Below are 15,746 nucleotides of genomic sequence, written 5' to 3'. Positions count from 1 at the left end.
CCTTCCTCCCGCCGCATGCAGCCGCGCTGAATCGCACCGACGCGATCGAGCCGGACAATATTTTTTCCCTTTCATTTCAATTTCGATTTGTAATCATCGAACCCATTTCCGGGGGAATGAAAAAGGCAATGCGGGTAATTCAGAAAAAATGACGTATTTGCATTGAACAATCCGGAAGAAAATGCCGGGGAAAAGCGCCGAAACCGTGCGGCACGCAAGCCGTTGCGGCGTGATGGACGGGTTTGACCATCGTTGACGGAAAAGCGCCGGACGGCAAAAAGAATGGCGTGAATAATTCGGGATGAAGGCGAATGCGCTTTAGCCGGAATCACCAATATTTCATGCGCCGCGATTTACAGTGTCGACAATTGAACGTTCGGGAGCATTATTCATGTCAATGAAACAAATTCGGGCGGCATTGCTGGGAATGTGCATGGCGATGCTGGCGCCGGCGAGTCACGCGCAGGTGTCGTACTCGACCGACTGGCTCGCGAACACGTACGGCACGCTGGCCCAGCACGTGGGCAACGCCGCGCGCTCGATGTGGGTCGCCCCCGAGGGCGTGATCTACACGGCGTCGCGCTGGGACGAGAACGCGGGCGGTGTCGCGCTCTACCAGAACGGCCAGCCGATGGGCACGATCGGCATCCACGACGAATTCCAGGGTGGCGCGATCACCGGCAACGCGACGTCGATCTTCGTCGCGCTCGGCTACAACCGCAACTTCGGCAGCGGCTCGGTGGGCCGCTACAACCGCGGCACGAACCAGCGCGACCTGCGCATCCCGGTCAGCACGTGGACGGGCCTGCCGAATCCGGACGTGATCACCGGCCTCGCGACCGCCGGCAACCTGCTGTATGCGAGCGACTTCTACGGCAACCGCGTGCGCGTCTATACGACCGACGGCGTCTGGCAGCGCGACATCGGCGTGACCGGGCCCGGTGCGCTGGCGCTCGATGCGGCGGGCAACCTGTGGGTGGCGCGCATGAGCGCGGGCGTGGTCGTGCAGTACAGCGCGACCGGCACGCTGATGAACACGATCCAGATGGCGGCCGGCGCACGGCCGTCGGCGCTGTATTTCGACGCGTCGACGGGGCAGTTGCTGGTGGGCGACCAGGGCCCGGACATGAACATCAAGCTCTACAGCCTCGCCGGGTCGCCGCAGCAGGTCGGCACGTTCGGCGTGCAGGGCGGTTATCTCGACACGACATCGGGCATCAAGGGGCAGGTCGGCGACAAGCGCTTCACGCGCGTGGTCGGCATCGGCAAGGATGCCGGCGGCAACCTGTACGTGCTCAACAATGCGTGGGGCGGGGGCTGGGATCTCGGGCGCAACGGCAGCACCGACCTGCATTCATACGGCCCGACGGGCGCGTTGCAATGGAAGCTGCAGGCGCTGAACTTCGAGGCGATCGCCGCGCCCGACCCGGCGACCGACGGCGCGTTCTTCTATAGCGGCAACAACGTGTACACGGGCTCGGCGGGCGGCACGTTCGTCGCGAACACGGTCGATCCGTTCAGCTATCCGAAGGACCCGCGCCTCGACATGAACGACTACCAGCGCGGCCAGCACTTCGGCCAGCTCGTGACGGTCGGCGGCAACCGGATTCTCGTCGCGTCGGGCCAGAACCCCGGCAACTTCAACTTCTACTACTTCACGCCGGCGACCGGCTACATCGCGAATCCGGCCGGCTCGCTGCCGGGCAAGCCGTTCAACACGACGCTGCAGGTCACGGCCGGTTTCGACATCGACGGCAACGGCGACGTGTGGGCCGGCTTGAACGGCTCAAACGTGATTACCCGCTACCCGATGACGGGTTTCGACGCGACCGGCAAGCCGTCGTGGGGCAAGCCGACGACGACGGCCGTGCCGGGCACCGTGGCGCCGGTCACGCGCATCATCTACCAGGCGGACAGCGACACGATGATCCTCGCGCAGGGCCTCGCGGGCAACTGGGACTGGACCGCGATGAACGGGCATATCGAGGTCTATCACGGCTGGAAGAACGGCAACACGAGCGCGCCGAACCCGGTGATCAACCTGACGAGCGCGAACCCGAAATCGATCGCGGCGGCCGGCCACTACCTGTTCGTCGGCTACGTGCACACCGTGCCGAACGTCGACGTGTTCGATCTCAATACGGGCGCCCTCGTCACGACGCTGACCAACTCGAACACGTCGGCGATGGATGTCGGCAACGACGTCGACTCGATGTACGGGATCCGCGCGTACCTGCGCTCGACCGGCGAATACGTGATCACGAAGGACAACTACAACGGCACCAGCATGATCGTGTATCGCTGGCGTCCGTGAACGCGCGGGCGGAGCAGGCCGCGCGGTCTGCGCGGCCTGCCCGGTGCCCGCGTCACGGCGCGCCGAGCACGCGGCCGTTCACGCTGAGCCCGTACATCGAATCGGGCGAATCGTGGAATTTCGCGCGCGTGTCGTGCACCGAGCCCGTGAAGCGCGGGTCCTGCGGACGTTCGTGGCTGTCCATGAAGGTCGCGACGTCCCAAGCCTCCTGATCGGTCAGCGTACCGCCGAGCCCGAGCGGCATGTTGGCCTTGATGAAGCCGGCCGCATTGCGGATGTCGCCCATCCCCGCGCCCCAGTTGAACGAACGCGCGCCCCACAGCGCCGGGAAGACCGCCTTGCCGCCGCTCGACTGCCCCTGGCCGTCCGCACCGTGGCACAGCGCGCAGTGCTGCGTGTAGACGGCGGCGCCGCGCGCATAGTCGGCCTTCTGCGCGGGCGGCGGCAGTTTCAGGAAACCCTGCCCCGGCAGCTTCGTGCCGACCGGCGCGCCCTTCGCGAGCCAGTACGAATAGGTTTCGAGCGCGACGAGAATCGGGTCGCCGGCCGGCGGCGCCTTGCCGTTCATGCTGTAGCGGAAGCATCCCTGCAGGCGCTCGGCGAACGTGTTCACGTGGCCGTTCTTGCTGCGGTACGCCGGATACAGCAGGTACGCGGCCCACATCGGGCTCGAATCGGGCCGCCGGCCCGCGTCGAGGTGGCAGCTCGCGCAGGTCAGCTTGTTGCCGACGTACTTGCCCGCGAACTCGGGCGTGTGCAGGAAGATCTGCTCGCCGAGCTTCACGGTCTTGCCGAACTCGTCGGCGGGGATCGCGGATTCGGCGGGCGGCGCGAACGGCCTGGCTGCCGGCGCAACGGCGGAAGGCGCGGATGCGGAAGCGTTGACCGGTGGTGCATCCTGCGGTGCGGCCGCGAACGCGAGCGCGGGCAACCAGGCCGCGCCGAGCAATGCCGCGCGGGTGCGGCGGATCAGCGTCGTGCGGTCGATCATCGCTTGTCTCCCTGCGCGGCGCCGCCGCGTGCGTAGTAGGCGGCCACTGCGTCGATGTCGGCGTCGGACAGCTTGCCGGCGATCGCCGGCATCAGCGCCATCGGCCCGGGCGGGCGCGTGCCGTGTTTCCAGCCGTTCAACTGGCCGGCGATATAGGCGGCCGGCTGGCCCGAGAGCGGCGGAAACGCGCTGCCCACGCCGAGGCCGCCGGGGCCGTGACACTGGGCGCATGCGGGCAGGCCTTGCGACCAGCGTCCGCGCGTCGCGAGCCACGCGCCGGTGTTCGCCGGGTCGATCGACGTGTCGTCGGCGGCGACGATGCCGGCCGGCGCGGGCAGGCTCGCGAAGTACGCGGATACCGCATCGCGCTCGTGCGGCGTCAGCAGTTTCGAGAGCGGCTGCATGACGGGATTCTGGCGGCTGCCGTCCGCGAACGCGGCAAGCTGCGCGGACAGATACGCGGCGCTCGTGCCCGCGAGGCGCGGGAAGCCGGCCGCCGCGTTGCCTTCGCCCTGGCCGCCGTGGCAGCCGATGCAGGCGGCGACGCCCGTCGTCGAACCCTGTGTCGCGAGCGTCTTGCCGAGCGTCGCGTCGTCCGCGCGCGCGTGGCCGGCCAGCAGCGTCGCCGCGGCGAGCAGCAGCGGCGCGAACCGGCGTCGCGGTGTGTGCACCGTATCGTTCACGTGTCCCCTCCTTGTTGTAGGCCGCGAGCGCGCCGCCGGGCAGCCGGCGCGGCCGCGCGGTCAGCCCGCGTCGGGCTGCTTCTCCTGCTGCGCCGGCGCGAGGTGCTGCGGCGGTGTCGCCGCATCGTATCGGCCGAAGCCGTAGCGCTGGAAGATTCCGAACGCTGCCGGCGACCGGATGAACGCGAGCCATGCACGCGCGGCTTCCGGATGCGGTGCATCCTTCACCATCGCGCCCGCATAGATCGCAGTCGTATTCTGCTCGGCCGGAATGTCGATGTGCATCAGCGGATGCCCGACCTGTTCCTGGAACGCCGCCTCGGATTGCCACAGCACGCCCGCGTCCGCGCGCCCCTGCATCAGGAACAGCGCGGTTTCCCGATGGTGGATGTGCGTGAGCTCGGTCGTGCCGGCGCGCACCTTGTCGTCGTAGACGGTACGCGCGAGCGCGTCGCCGCCGGCCTTCACGAGCGACGCGCGGATCTGCCGCGCGACGCCTTCGAATGCAGGATTGGGCATCGCAAGCTGCACGTCGGGCCGCGCGAGGTCGTTCAGCGACGCGATGCGCTTCGGATTGCCGGCGCGCACCATGATCGTCAGCTGGTTCGTCACGTAGGGCACGGCCGGCCCGACGAGCGTGCCGTCCGCGATCAAGCCGTCGATCTTGCCGAGCCCCGCGAAATACGCGTCGGGCTTGACCGTCCACGTCATGTTGCCGACGGTGATCGTGCCGCCCGCCTGGATCTGCTTCACGAGCAGGCCGGGCGGGATCGTCTCCCAGTAGATGCGGCCGCGGTACTCGGGATGATCTTCCTCGAACTTCGCGACGAGCGGCGCCATCGCGAAGAAATAGTTGCCGCCGACGAACAGCACGAGCTTCGGCGCGGTGAGGTCGCCGTGGAAATCGGCGAGTACGTCGACCTGCGGCACCGTGAATTCGAGGCCGCGATGCGTCGCGTCGTTGTTGCGGCCGTCCTGCCAGGGCGGGAAGACGTTCGCGGCGGGGCCGGCCGGCGCGGCGAGCGACAGCGCCGATGCGCAGCAGAGCCAGGCGGCCAGCGCGGCGCGCAGCGTGCGCCGACGGCGCGGCAACGGTGATGGCGATGGCGATGGCGGTTGCATGGGGATCGATGTCATCGCGGTGCTCATTTCGCGTACGTGAAGCCGGCCTGCTGCAGTTCGGGCAGCGTGCCGACCGCGCCCGGCGTGACGATTGCCGACGGGATCACGTGGTTGGTCAGGTCGGCCGCGAGCGCATCGAGCGGCAGCTTGTCGGGATTCGCGTTCGCGCCGTCGAGCCGCTCTGCGAGTTCCCAGATCGCGTTGTGGCACGACAGGAACACGACGCCGCGCTGCTGCAGCGCGGCGATGCTGTTGTCGTGCGACGAGAACGCGCCGTCAGGCGACTCGTGGTTTTGTGCGCCCTTCGATTGCGCGGGTTTCGCGTCGAGCAGCGTGTTGGCCGGAAAGGCGGCGCCGGCGAATTTCGCGAGGCCGTATTTGTCCCACGCGGCCTGGTCGAACAGTGCGAGATGCGCGCTGCCGTGCGTGGCCGATACGACGAGGAAATCCGGATGGCGATACGACCAGATCTGCGCGTTCAGCGAATTGCGCATCAGGTTCAGCCACGGGCCGCCGAGCTCGGTGTTGTCCCACACCTGCTTCGGGCCGCCGCGGTATCCGGTCAGTTCGGCGAGCGCCGCATGATCCCACTGGTCGGGACGTTCGAGGATCATCGGCACCGTCTTGAAGTCGCGCCGCCGCGGTGCGGCCGCGAGGCGGCGCGTGAGGTCGGCGAGGTGCGTGGCGCCGCCGGGCAGCAGCGCGCCAGTTTCGGGCGCGGCGGCGCGAGCGGGGCGCGCGGCGGCGAGCAGCGCGGTGCCGGCCGCGAGGCCGAGTGTCTTGAGCGCGCCTCGGCGCGCGTGCCGGTCGGACATGGGGTATCTCCCGGAATCGTTTTTGTGGGGGCGTGCCGCGTTGCGGTACGGCGCTGCGGCGTCGCGAATGCGTAGCCAGTCTAGCGGCGCGCGTCCGGTACGGAAAATCGCGGTATCGGATGGGAGATATTCGGGAGGCTGATGATTGGGCGGGCGGGGTTGGGGCGATCGGTGAAACGACCATCGGTTCGGTCATTGCACTCGGCTTCGGTCGGCGAGCCCGTCGTTGAGGGGCTTCCTGCGGACGGTTCCGGTTTTGATCGGCGAATCGATCGTCCTTTTGATACGGATGGCTGATTATCCGGAACGGTCTGCACAGGATCGACTTGTATAATCGCCTCCTGCGAATGCACACATGCCTTACCGAGAGAGAGAACGTTACTCATGAATTGGGACGATGCCCGCGTTTTTCTGGCCGTTCATCGCACCGGGACGCTGCGCGAGGCCGCGGCCGTTCTCGACGTCGATCAGGCCACCGTGGGGCGACGGTTGACCGCACTCGAGAAGGCGCTCGGTGCGAAGCTGTTTCTCAAGACATCGTCAGGTTATGTCGTGACGCAGGTCGGCGAGCATTCGCTGCAGGCCGCGGAAGCGATGGAGCGGGCGGCGTGCGAATTCGAGCGTCGCGTCCAGGGCTCGGACGATCGCCTCGAAGGCGAGGTCCGGGTCACGACGACCGATTCCCTCGCGATGGATTTCGTCGTTCCCGCGATACGGGAACTGCGCCGGAAATGTCCGGCGATACACGTGATCCTGACGACGTCGGTGCAGGTGCTCAACCTGACGCGACGCGATGCGGATCTCGCGATTCGCACCGTGATGCCGGAAAACCCCGACCTCGTGCGCCGGAAGCTCGCCGAATGGGAGGTCGGGCTGTTCGCGAGCCGCGAGTATCTGGATGCGCATGGCGAGCCCGCGATCGGAGCCGCGTTCGAAGGGCATGACCTGGTCGTCTACCAGCCCGGCACGACGTCGAACCAGGGGCACGCGCTGTGCGGCGAGTCGATGAAACGCGGACGCATCGTGGCGCAGGTGAGTTCGAGCCTGATGCTGGCGGCGTCGATCCGCTCGGGTATCGGCATCGGCGAACTCCCCGCGTATATGGCGCAAGACGACGATTCGCTCGTGCGAATCTGGCCCGACCGGACGCGAGCCGTGCCGTATCAGGTCTGGCTCGTATCGCATACCGACCTGAACCGGACGGCGCGCGTTCGGGCGGTCACCGCGGAGATCGCGGCGACGTTCGACCGTTATCGATAGCGGCCGGGGCTCTGCCCGTGCAGCGCCACGGGCTCAACGGGGTAGCGTGTCGCGCATCGAGAGCGTGCGCCGCGCGGCACACCAGCGCGGCACGATCGCGATGCCCGCGACGATCGCGAAGAACGGGATGGCCGTCGCCAGCACGTGGCTTCCGGTGCCGAGCAGGCCGCCGGACACGGTGGCGGCGAGCGACGCACTGCCGATCTGGAAGAAGCCGACCAGCCCCGACGCCGTCGCCGCGCGCCCGTGTTCGCTCGCGATGGCGCCCGAGACCGCGAGCGACAGCGACGATCCATTCGACAGGCTGACGAGCACCATCGGCATCACGATCGCGACGACGCCTTTGACGTGCCACGATTCGCACAGGGCGAACGCCACGCCGCCGGCAACGAAGCAGCCCACGCCGGCCACGACGATCGAGTCGTAGGACATCCGGTCGAGCATGCGGCGCGCAATCAGGTTGGCGGAAACGATGCCGGCGGTCAGCGGCAGATAGAGCCAGCCGCTTTGCCGTTCCGAAAGACCGAGGCCGGAGAAGATGAACGGCGACTGCGTCAGGTAGACGAACCACGCGCAATAGATCGCGCAGACGACGAGCGTGTAGCGGATGAAGGCCCGGTCCGCGAGCACGCCGGTGAAGCCGGCCAGCGGTGCGGCGCGATGTTGCCCCGGTGCGACCGGCGGCCGGGTTTCCTTCAGGCGCAACTGAACGAGCGCGAGCGCGACGACGCCGAATGCGGCGACGAAAATGAAATCGCTTCGCCACCCGAACCACGCAGCCAGATATCCGCCGATTGCGGGGGCGATTGCCGGAGACAGCGACACGAGCGGATACACGATGCTGTAGATCTTCGCGGATGCGTTCTTGTCGCAGGTGTCGGCGATGATCGCGCGACCGATGACGAGACCGGACGCCGCGCCGAGCGCTTCGAGCACGCGCCATCCGAGAAAGCTCGCGAAGCCGCCGGCGCTCGCGCAGCCGATCGAGCCAAGGATGTACAGGACGATGCCGGCCGTCAGCACGGGTTTGCGCCCCCATCGATCGGAGAGGGGGCCGTAGACCAGTTGCGCACAGGCAAGCGCGATCAGGTAAGCCGATACCGTCTGGGGCATCTGCCATGCGCCGATCGAAAATTCGTGGGCCATCGACGGCATCGCGGGCAGGTAGACGTCGGACGCGATCAGGCCGAAGGCGCTCAGCATGGAGACGACGAGGATGAGTGAGAGGTTGGACATGTTCGCAGGTGGTTGGAGCGGAGCGCGTGAGCGAATGGAGAGGTAGACGCGTATCGGGCCGCCGTGGAAAAAAAGCCGGGGCGATCATACGGCGCGCGATGCGGTAAGGGAGCGGGCGGAATTGCATCGCACGGATGCATTTTTGCGGGCGGTGAAGCGAGTGCCGGGGAGGCGTGTGAATGGTGGCGTCGGGTGCCGCGCGGGACGGCAGTCAAGCGGAATCCGGCGCTGGTGTGGGCGGCGAGCAACGGGGAGATTCGCTGTCGTTCCTGCTTCGCCGGCGGATCGGACGATGTTCGGTCGCCGCGTCGTTGGTGGTTGTCCGGCACAACGCGCGCGGAGTCGCGGTGACCGCTTGCGAAGCGGCAAGAATGCTTCGCTGGAGCAAGGGGCGAGCCGCTACGCGTCGCGAGCGGCTGCGAATGCGGGCGTGGTGCATGGGCCGCCGCGTTTGGGCCGGCCCATGCACGCATCGGGCGATCGGAACGTCAGACCATCAGAACGTCAGACCATCAGAACGACACCGTCGTCGTCAGCGTGACGAGCCGCGGCTCGCCGACCGCGACGATCAGGTTGTTGTTGCTCGACGGGTAGTAGGTCTTGTCGAGCAGATTCTTCACGTTGAGCTGGAAGCGCGTCGGGAACTTGCCGATCGTCGTTTCGTAGGCTGCGAAGGCATCGACGGTCACATAGCCGGGCAGCGTGAAGCTGTTCGCCGTGTCGCCGGAGCGTGCGCCGACGAGACGCGCGCCGCCGCCGAAGCGCCAGCGGCCGGGCAGATTCGCGATGGCCGTGTCGTACACGGCGAACAGGCTGCCCGTGTGGCGCGCGACGTTCGTGAGCGGGGTGTTGCTGTCGCGATCGGTCGCGTTCGTATACGCATAGCTGCCGATCACGCTCAGGTGGCGCGTGATCTGCCCGGCGACGTCGAGCTCGATCCCGCGCGAGCGCGCGGTGCCGATCGTCGACGTGATGTCGCCGACCGTGACCGCGACGTTGCGCTTGTCGATCTGGTAGACGGCGAGCGTGCCGGTGATCGCGGGCTTCAGGCTGAACTTCAGCCCGGCCTCGAGCACGCGGCCGTATTCCGGCGCGAGCGGCGCGGCGACGTTCGATGCGACGTTCGGCTTGAACGAGCGGCTCACGTTCGCGTAGGCGGTCAGCGCCGGCGTGAGCGCGTAGGCGAGCCCGAACTGCGGCAGCCAGACGCTGCCGCGCGAGCGGTCGGCGAACACGAACGGCCGCCCCATCCCCGATTCCTGCTGCCAGTTTTCCCAGCGCAGCCCGCCCACCGCGGTGAGGCGGTCGGTGATCTTCACCGAGTCCTGCACGATCGTCGAATACGCATGCACGACCGAGCGCGAATCGCTTTGCTTCGCGTTGGGCGTGCCGCCCGCCGCGAGCAGGCCGTACACGGGATCGTAGAGATTGAAGCCCGTCGTCGCCTTGCCGCGGATCGTGTCGCCGCGGAAGCTGCGCTGCCGTTCGTATTCGCCGCCGATGTAGATCGCGTGGTTCATCCCGGCGAGCGTCACGTTGCCGAGCAGGCCGAGCGTGGCGATCTGGTCGGAGTCGTTGCGTCCGAGGTTTGCGTCGGACGAGCGCGTCATCGCACCGGTCTTGCTGTTGAACGCGGTGGCGCGCGTGATGGTTTGGTCGTAGCGGTCGCGGCCCCAGCCGTAGGTCGCGCGTACGCGCCATGCATCGGAGAAGCGATGCTCGATGCGCGTACGCAGCGTTTCCTGGATGCCGCTGCTTTGCGACCATGCTTCTTCGTAGCGGCGATAGCGCAACGCATCGTCGAGCTGGCCGTTCACGAGCACGGTGCCGCGATCGAACGGCATCGTGTAGTCGACGTACTGATAGCTGACGTCGATCGACGTGTTCGCGTCGTGCCACGACAGCGCGGGTGCGATCAGCGCGTTGCGCTCGCGGCCGAAGCTGCGCCAGTAGCCGCTCGTGTCGTATTCGCCGGTGAGCCGGAACGCGAGCGTGCCGCCCGCGACCTGGCCCGGCTTGCCGAGCGGCCCCGTGAGATCGAACTGCGCGTTGCTGCCGCCGTGGCTCGTGCGCGATGCGGAGATCGAGCCGCCGAACGTGTCTTCCGGCTTGCGCGTGACGAGGTTGATCACGCCGCCGGGATCCTGCATCCCGTACAGCAGCGAAGCGGGGCCCTTCAGCACCTCGACGCGGTCGATCGTCGCGAGATAGCTGTGCAGCACCGGCGTGCGCACGCCGTCGACCAGCACGGAGCCGTCGTTGTTCGACCCGAAGCCGCGCTTGATGAACGCGTCGCGCGTGCCGCCGAGCGTGTTGGTTTGCGTCACGCCGCTGATGTTGCCGAGCACGTCGTCGAGCGAACGCGCCTGCTGGTCCTGCATCACGCTGCTGCTGACCACCGCGACCGATTGCGGAATCTCCTTCAACGGACGGTCGTTGCCGCCCGCGATGCTGCTGGTGCGCGGCTGGTAGCCGATGGTCGGGTCGACGGTTGACGATGCGTTGACGTTGATGGCGGGGAGTTCTTTCCCGGCCGGCGTTGCGGGTGCCGATGCAGTTGCACCGGCTTCGGCGTTGGCCGCATGCGCGCCGCTTGCGACGCAAAGGGTAATCAGGGCAGGCAGGCTCGAGCGCCACGGACGCGGGGTCCGGACGCGGCGGGGCGTTCGACGGGATGGCATGAATCGATACAGGAGGGAATGCTAAGGATCGTGTCGCGGGCCGCGGCGTTTCGTTACGGCCAAGGCGTGCATGATATATGTAATGAGAATCATTTGCAATTGTAATGACATGATTGTCGAGCTCGGGCGTTGGTTGCCGGGCTGGCGGCCGTCTGCTACCGTAGCGGCCAAAATCAGACGCAGTGAAATTCAACGAGAGAGCCGGGGGCCGCACCATGTCATCTTCCTGTCACGTCGCGTTCCGCGCGACGCCACGCACCGCGCACGACCACGCGGGCGATGAAGTGATCGCAGCCGTCATCCGCCATTCGAACGATTAAAGCAACGGAAGCGAGTTCATCCGGCGTTGCGCCGGGCTTCAATCACTTCAACCACCACGCTAGACGGGAGACCACCCATGAAGAAGATTTCCGCGCCGTTCGCGGCGGCCGCGCTTGCGGCCTGCGCGCTGCTGGCAGGCATTCACCAGGCTGCTTGCGCGGCTTCCGATGCCGACCCCGCGATCGACGCGCACTACGGCGCCGTGATCGAGGCCTACACGCAGGACGCGACCGCGGCGAAGTCGAAGTACGACGGCAAGCGCCTCGCGTTCGTCGGCGCCGTGATCCGGATGGGCAGCGATCCGGGCGGCACTTACTTCGGCGCGCTGACGGCCGACGGCGAGCAGTTCGATACGCATTTCGACGTGGCCGACCAGGATGCGCTGAAGCCGAAATTCCCCGGCGGCGAAATCAAGCCGTTCGTCACGTCGACGGCGTTCCGCTTCAGCTGCGTGAACGAAGGCTATATCGATGCGCCCGTGTTGCCGGGCCTGAAGCTGGCCCACTGCCGTCTCGCCAACTGACCGGCGCACGCGCATCCGGCGTTCAGAACTTCTGCTGGATGCCGGCCATCACGCCGAGCTGGTTCATCCCGGTGCCGACCGTCCCGCCCGCGGCGACCGCGTTCGCGGCCAGCGTGCTGTTGAACATGTAGCCCACCGACGTATAGACGGTCGTCCGCTTCGACAGGAAATAGTTCGCGCGGCCGACGAGCAGCGTCGCGTTCGTGCCGCCTTCGCTGTTTTCCCGGCGTTGCAGGTAGCGGACGCCCTGAAGGTCGAGCGCGAGGTAGGGCGTCGCGTAGTATGTGCCGCCGGCGAACACGATATCGGCCTGCAGGTGCTCGGCCGCCGCGAGGTTGCGGCGGATCCACCCGGCGCCCAGTTTCGCGGGGCCGATCTTCACGTAGCCGGCGACGATGTCGCGTGTGTCGGTGTACGCCGGATTGTTCAGCGGCGCGAGCGCACCACCGCCGCCGCGCATCACGTCGTGCGACGCGGCGAGCCCGAAATTGCTCGCGTCATAGGCGAGCATCGCCGTGTATTGGCGGCAAGCGACGATGTCGCCGGGCACCTGTCCGGCGCAGCCCGTCGCCGACGGCCCGGCCGGTCCGGCCGCGTCGCGGCCGAAGCTGTAGGTGGCGCCGAGCGTCACCCCGTGGAACGTGCCCTTGTAGCCGATCGCATTGTCGCTGCGCGCGTTCGGCAGATAGGAATCGAAATCCGCCATCGAGTGAATCGACGGGCCGATCACGTCCGCATTGGTCAGCACGATCATCGACATGTTCATCTGGCGGCCGAGGGTCAGCGCGCCGAACGGACTGTTCACGCCTACGTTCGCCTGTCGCCCGAACAGGCGCCCGCCGTAGTTCAGTGCGCCCGTGCCGGGCTGGAAGCCGTTCTCGAGCACGAAGAAAGCCTGGTAGCCGCCGCCGAGATCCTCCGTGCCCCTCAACCCCCAGCGTGACGGCACTTCGCCGGTCAGTGTCGGCATACCCGTGAACGATCCGCCATGTGCGGCGTTGTTGTAGTAGGACACGCCGGTATCGACGATCCCGTACAGCGTGATGCTGCTTTGTGCGCAGGCCGGTCCGGCCAGCGCCAGCGTCAGTGCCATCGCCGTCGCGAGTGCGGCGCCCAGTTTCGTTTTCATGGCTGTCTCCAAACAGTATGTAGATATGCTTATCGATATTTTTATGACCCGAGCCGATCCGGGGTGCCGACGGGTATCGGCAAGGCTGCGGGCGTCGTGCGTTACGACGTCGCCGGGTCGCGTTGCCTGCGCGGTGCCGCGGCGCGCGTACCCGCCACGGCGACGGCGATCGCCGCGCCGGCCATCGGCACGAGGAACGCGAGATACAGATGGGACACGGACCAGCCGTCGTCCAGCAGCGCACCGACCGTCATCGGCGACAGGATCGCGCCGAGGCGGCCGATGCCGACCGCGAGGCCGATGCCGGTCGTACGGATTTCGGCGGGATACGGCGTCGGCGACAACGCATACATGCCGGCCACGCACGCATTGATCACGGCGCCGAGGAATACCCCGACCGTCATCCCGATCCCGAGCGAGCCGGTGTTCGCGCCGAACACGGCCATCAATACGCCGCCGAGCAGCAGCGTCGCGCCGAGCAGGTTACGGAGGCCGAACCGTGTCGACAGCAGGCTGAAGAGCGATGCGCCGGCAATGCCGCCGAGATTGAGCAGCACGCCCCCGGTGACCCCCTGCGATGCCGACAACCCGGCCTGAACCAGCAGCTTCGGTGTCCAGCTCACGACGAAGTAGAAGCTGCCCATCACGAGAAAGAATGCGATCCACAGCGCGATCGTGCGGCGCGTCAGCGGCGCGCGCAGCACGGCCGTCCAGCTCGACGCGGCGTTCGCCGAGTCGATGGAGGCAGTCGCCGCCGGCAGCATGTCGATCGGCGCGCGCTTCATTCTCGCGAGGATGCGGTTGATTTTCTGCAGCGCGTTGTCCGGACGCCTTGCCAGCAGGAAGTCGAGCGATTCCGGCAGCAATACGAGCACCATCGGGATCGACAGCAAGGTCAGGATGCCGCCGAACGCGAACACGCTGCGCCATCCCCACGTCGACAGCAGGTAGCCGGCGATGACGCCGCCGCCGGTCGCGCCGATCGCGTAGCCGGTCGACTGCATGCCGATCGCGGCGCTGCGCCATTTGTTCGATGCGTATTCGCCGCTGATGACGGTCAGGCTCGCCAGCATGCCGCCGATGCCGAGCCCCGTGTACGCACGCGTGACGGCGAGTTGAAGCGTGCTGTGCGTGGCCGCGCAGGCCAGCATCCCGGTCGAGATCACCGCGAGGCAGAGCAGGATGATGCGGCGGCGGCCGACGCGGTCGGCGAGCGGCGCGATCAGCACCGAGCCGATGCCCATGCCCGCCAGCCCGGCGCTCAGCAGCAGGCCGATTTCCTTGCCGCTTAGTTTCCACTCGGCCGCCAGATGCGGCGCGGCGAACGCGATGGCCAGCACGTCGAAGCCGTCGAGCATGTTCAGCACGACGCAGGCGGTGACCGCCATCGTCTGGAACGTGCTCATCGGGGATTCATCGATCGTATTGCGGATGTTTGCACTCACGTCAAAGATCCTTATAAATAGTATGACTAATTAAATGGGATGAAATCGAAGCCGGTGATGGCGAATGGGACGAAAGCGATTGAACGGGCCGACGGGGCATCCCGCGGAGCGCCCGTCGCGACCGTCGGGTGTTGTCGGCGGGGCGGCGCGATGCTTAAGCGGGTTCGAGCAGCAGCCGCTCGATCACGCGCCGCGCGCGATTGGGGCCCGCGTCGACGTGAATGTCGATCTGGCGGCCGCCCGGAAACCGCAGCTGGTTCCGGTACTGCGCTTCGATCACGGTCTTGTCCTCGTCGAACGTCGCCGCGGATTGCTCGATGACCGTCTGCGCGACGCGCTCGACGTCGTGTTGCGGATTGGTCGCGACGGTCCAGAAGTAGTGCGTCGTCGTATCCGTCTCGGGCGTGATGCCGTGGAAGCCGCGCATGTGAAAGCCGCCGCGTGCCGGATCGTGCAGATCGCCGGTGCCGGCGTCCATCGCGCCCGTCCAGATCCGGATGTGCGACACGTGGAATTCGATTTCCTGCCAGCGATCGACGCGGCCCGCGAACGGCCACGCGGCGGTATAGGTTGGCGGCGGGTCGGAATCCGGCATTCGGCGAACCAGCGTCACGATATCGCCGTCGCTGCTGACGCGCGTTTCCGCACCCATGTGCAGCGCCGCGTTGCCGCCGATCGTTTTCAGATGGACATAGCCGAGGTGGCTCAGGTCCATCAGGTTGTCGTGAATCAGTTGATACGGTGCGTCGTAGTGGTAGTGGCCGCCGCCGAACCGGTATTGCGGATCGGCATGGAACGCATAGTGTGGCGGCGCGTTTGTCGGTTGAGCGTGCGCGTCGGCGCCGATCCAGATCCACACGATGGCGTCCTGTTCCCGTACCGGATACGACGACACGCGCGCCTTCGCCGGAATCCGGTCCTGGCCGGGAATCTCCACGCACGTGCCGTCTCGGTCGAACAACAGGCCGTGATAGCCGCAGCGCAGGCCGCGCGATTCGAGCGAGCCGCACGACAACGGCAGCGACTTGTGGCAGCAGCGATCCTCCAGCGCGCCGACTTCCCCGGACGGCAACCGGAACAGGACGACCGGGCGGCCGAGGAGCGTGCGGGCGACGGGTTTGTCCGTCAGTTCGGATGACAGCGCGGCGACCCACCATCGGTCGACCGGGAACTGAGTAGTATTGATCGGTGCCCGGGCATGTTGCTCCATTGATCGTCTCCAGTAT

The 15,746-nt window shown here is 67.0% G+C and carries 12 protein-coding genes; 3 read left to right on the top strand and 9 right to left on the bottom strand.

Features of this window, described 5'->3' with window-relative positions; translation table 11 throughout:
• The first annotated feature begins 391 nt into the window (after nucleotides 1–391).
• Nucleotides 392–2,314 (top strand): SMP-30/gluconolactonase/LRE family protein, encoded by a 1,923-nt coding sequence (locus APZ15_RS22750; protein WP_027790562.1) that lies wholly within the window; start codon nucleotides 392–394, stop codon nucleotides 2,312–2,314.
• A 52-nt stretch (nucleotides 2,315–2,366) separates the two neighbouring features.
• Here APZ15_RS22750 and APZ15_RS22745 read toward each other — a convergent pair whose 3' ends face one another.
• Genes APZ15_RS22745 through tetH form a run of 4 tightly spaced genes read right to left on the bottom strand, consistent with a single transcriptional unit; the run spans nucleotide 2,367 to nucleotide 5,925 of the window.
• A complete protein-coding gene (locus APZ15_RS22745) occupies nucleotides 2,367–3,305 on the bottom strand; it encodes a c-type cytochrome (protein WP_027790563.1) in 939 nt (312 codons plus the stop codon).
• A complete protein-coding gene (locus tag APZ15_RS22740) occupies nucleotides 3,302–3,988 on the bottom strand; it encodes a c-type cytochrome (protein WP_027790564.1) in 687 nt (228 codons plus the stop codon). The genes APZ15_RS22745 and APZ15_RS22740 overlap by 4 nt, the downstream gene beginning before the upstream one ends.
• A 60-nt stretch (nucleotides 3,989–4,048) precedes the next feature.
• Nucleotides 4,049–5,125: a molybdate ABC transporter substrate-binding protein gene (locus APZ15_RS22735; protein ID WP_027790565.1), complete on the bottom strand. Its 1,077-nt coding sequence runs from the start codon at nucleotides 5,123–5,125 to the stop codon at nucleotides 4,049–4,051.
• Between the two features lie 8 nt (nucleotides 5,126–5,133).
• Nucleotides 5,134–5,925, bottom strand: coding sequence for a thiosulfate dehydrogenase (gene tetH, locus APZ15_RS22730; protein ID WP_027790566.1), 792 nt, complete (start codon nucleotides 5,923–5,925; stop codon nucleotides 5,134–5,136).
• Between the two features lie 384 nt (nucleotides 5,926–6,309).
• Between tetH and APZ15_RS22725 the strand changes: the two genes are divergently transcribed.
• Complete coding sequence (locus APZ15_RS22725; RefSeq protein WP_027790567.1) at nucleotides 6,310–7,185, top strand: LysR family transcriptional regulator; 876 nt, start codon at nucleotides 6,310–6,312, stop codon at nucleotides 7,183–7,185.
• Nucleotides 7,186–7,218: 33 nt separating this feature from the next.
• On the opposite strand, the gene APZ15_RS22720 is transcribed toward APZ15_RS22725, so the two are convergent.
• Together APZ15_RS22720 and APZ15_RS22715 are read right to left on the bottom strand one after the other, a co-directional pair.
• Nucleotides 7,219–8,421 carry a multidrug effflux MFS transporter gene (locus APZ15_RS22720; RefSeq protein ID WP_027790568.1) on the bottom strand — a complete coding sequence of 401 codons (1,203 nt, stop codon included), beginning with the start codon at nucleotides 8,419–8,421 and terminating at the stop codon, nucleotides 7,219–7,221.
• A gap of 512 nt (nucleotides 8,422–8,933) precedes the next feature.
• Nucleotides 8,934–11,102 carry a TonB-dependent siderophore receptor gene (locus APZ15_RS22715; protein ID WP_027790569.1) on the bottom strand — a complete coding sequence of 723 codons (2,169 nt, stop codon included), beginning with the start codon at nucleotides 11,100–11,102 and terminating at the stop codon, nucleotides 8,934–8,936.
• A 397-nt stretch (nucleotides 11,103–11,499) separates the two neighbouring features.
• On the opposite strand from APZ15_RS22715, the gene APZ15_RS22710 reads away from it, so the two are divergent.
• Nucleotides 11,500–11,946: a hypothetical protein gene (locus APZ15_RS22710; protein ID WP_027790570.1), complete on the top strand. Its 447-nt coding sequence runs from the start codon at nucleotides 11,500–11,502 to the stop codon at nucleotides 11,944–11,946.
• A gap of 22 nt (nucleotides 11,947–11,968) precedes the next feature.
• On the opposite strand, the gene APZ15_RS22705 is transcribed toward APZ15_RS22710, so the two are convergent.
• The 3 genes from APZ15_RS22705 to APZ15_RS22695 form a co-directional block, all read right to left on the bottom strand.
• Entirely contained in the window at nucleotides 11,969–13,075 is a 1,107-nt protein-coding gene (locus APZ15_RS22705) for a porin (RefSeq protein WP_027790571.1), read from the bottom strand.
• 101 nt (nucleotides 13,076–13,176) lie between these two features.
• On the bottom strand, nucleotides 13,177–14,520 hold the full coding sequence (locus APZ15_RS22700; RefSeq protein ID WP_027790572.1) for an MFS transporter: 1,344 nt from the start codon (nucleotides 14,518–14,520) through the stop codon (nucleotides 13,177–13,179).
• 154 nt (nucleotides 14,521–14,674) lie between these two features.
• Nucleotides 14,675–15,730 carry an aromatic ring-hydroxylating oxygenase subunit alpha gene (locus APZ15_RS22695; RefSeq protein WP_027790573.1) on the bottom strand — a complete coding sequence of 352 codons (1,056 nt, stop codon included), beginning with the start codon at nucleotides 15,728–15,730 and terminating at the stop codon, nucleotides 14,675–14,677.
• Nucleotides 15,731–15,746 lie beyond the last annotated feature (16 nt).

Source organism: Burkholderia cepacia ATCC 25416 (assembly GCF_001411495.1).
GTDB classification, from domain to species: Bacteria; Pseudomonadota; Gammaproteobacteria; order Burkholderiales; family Burkholderiaceae; genus Burkholderia; species Burkholderia cepacia.
This window is presented reverse-complemented; position numbering and strand designations above follow the sequence as displayed.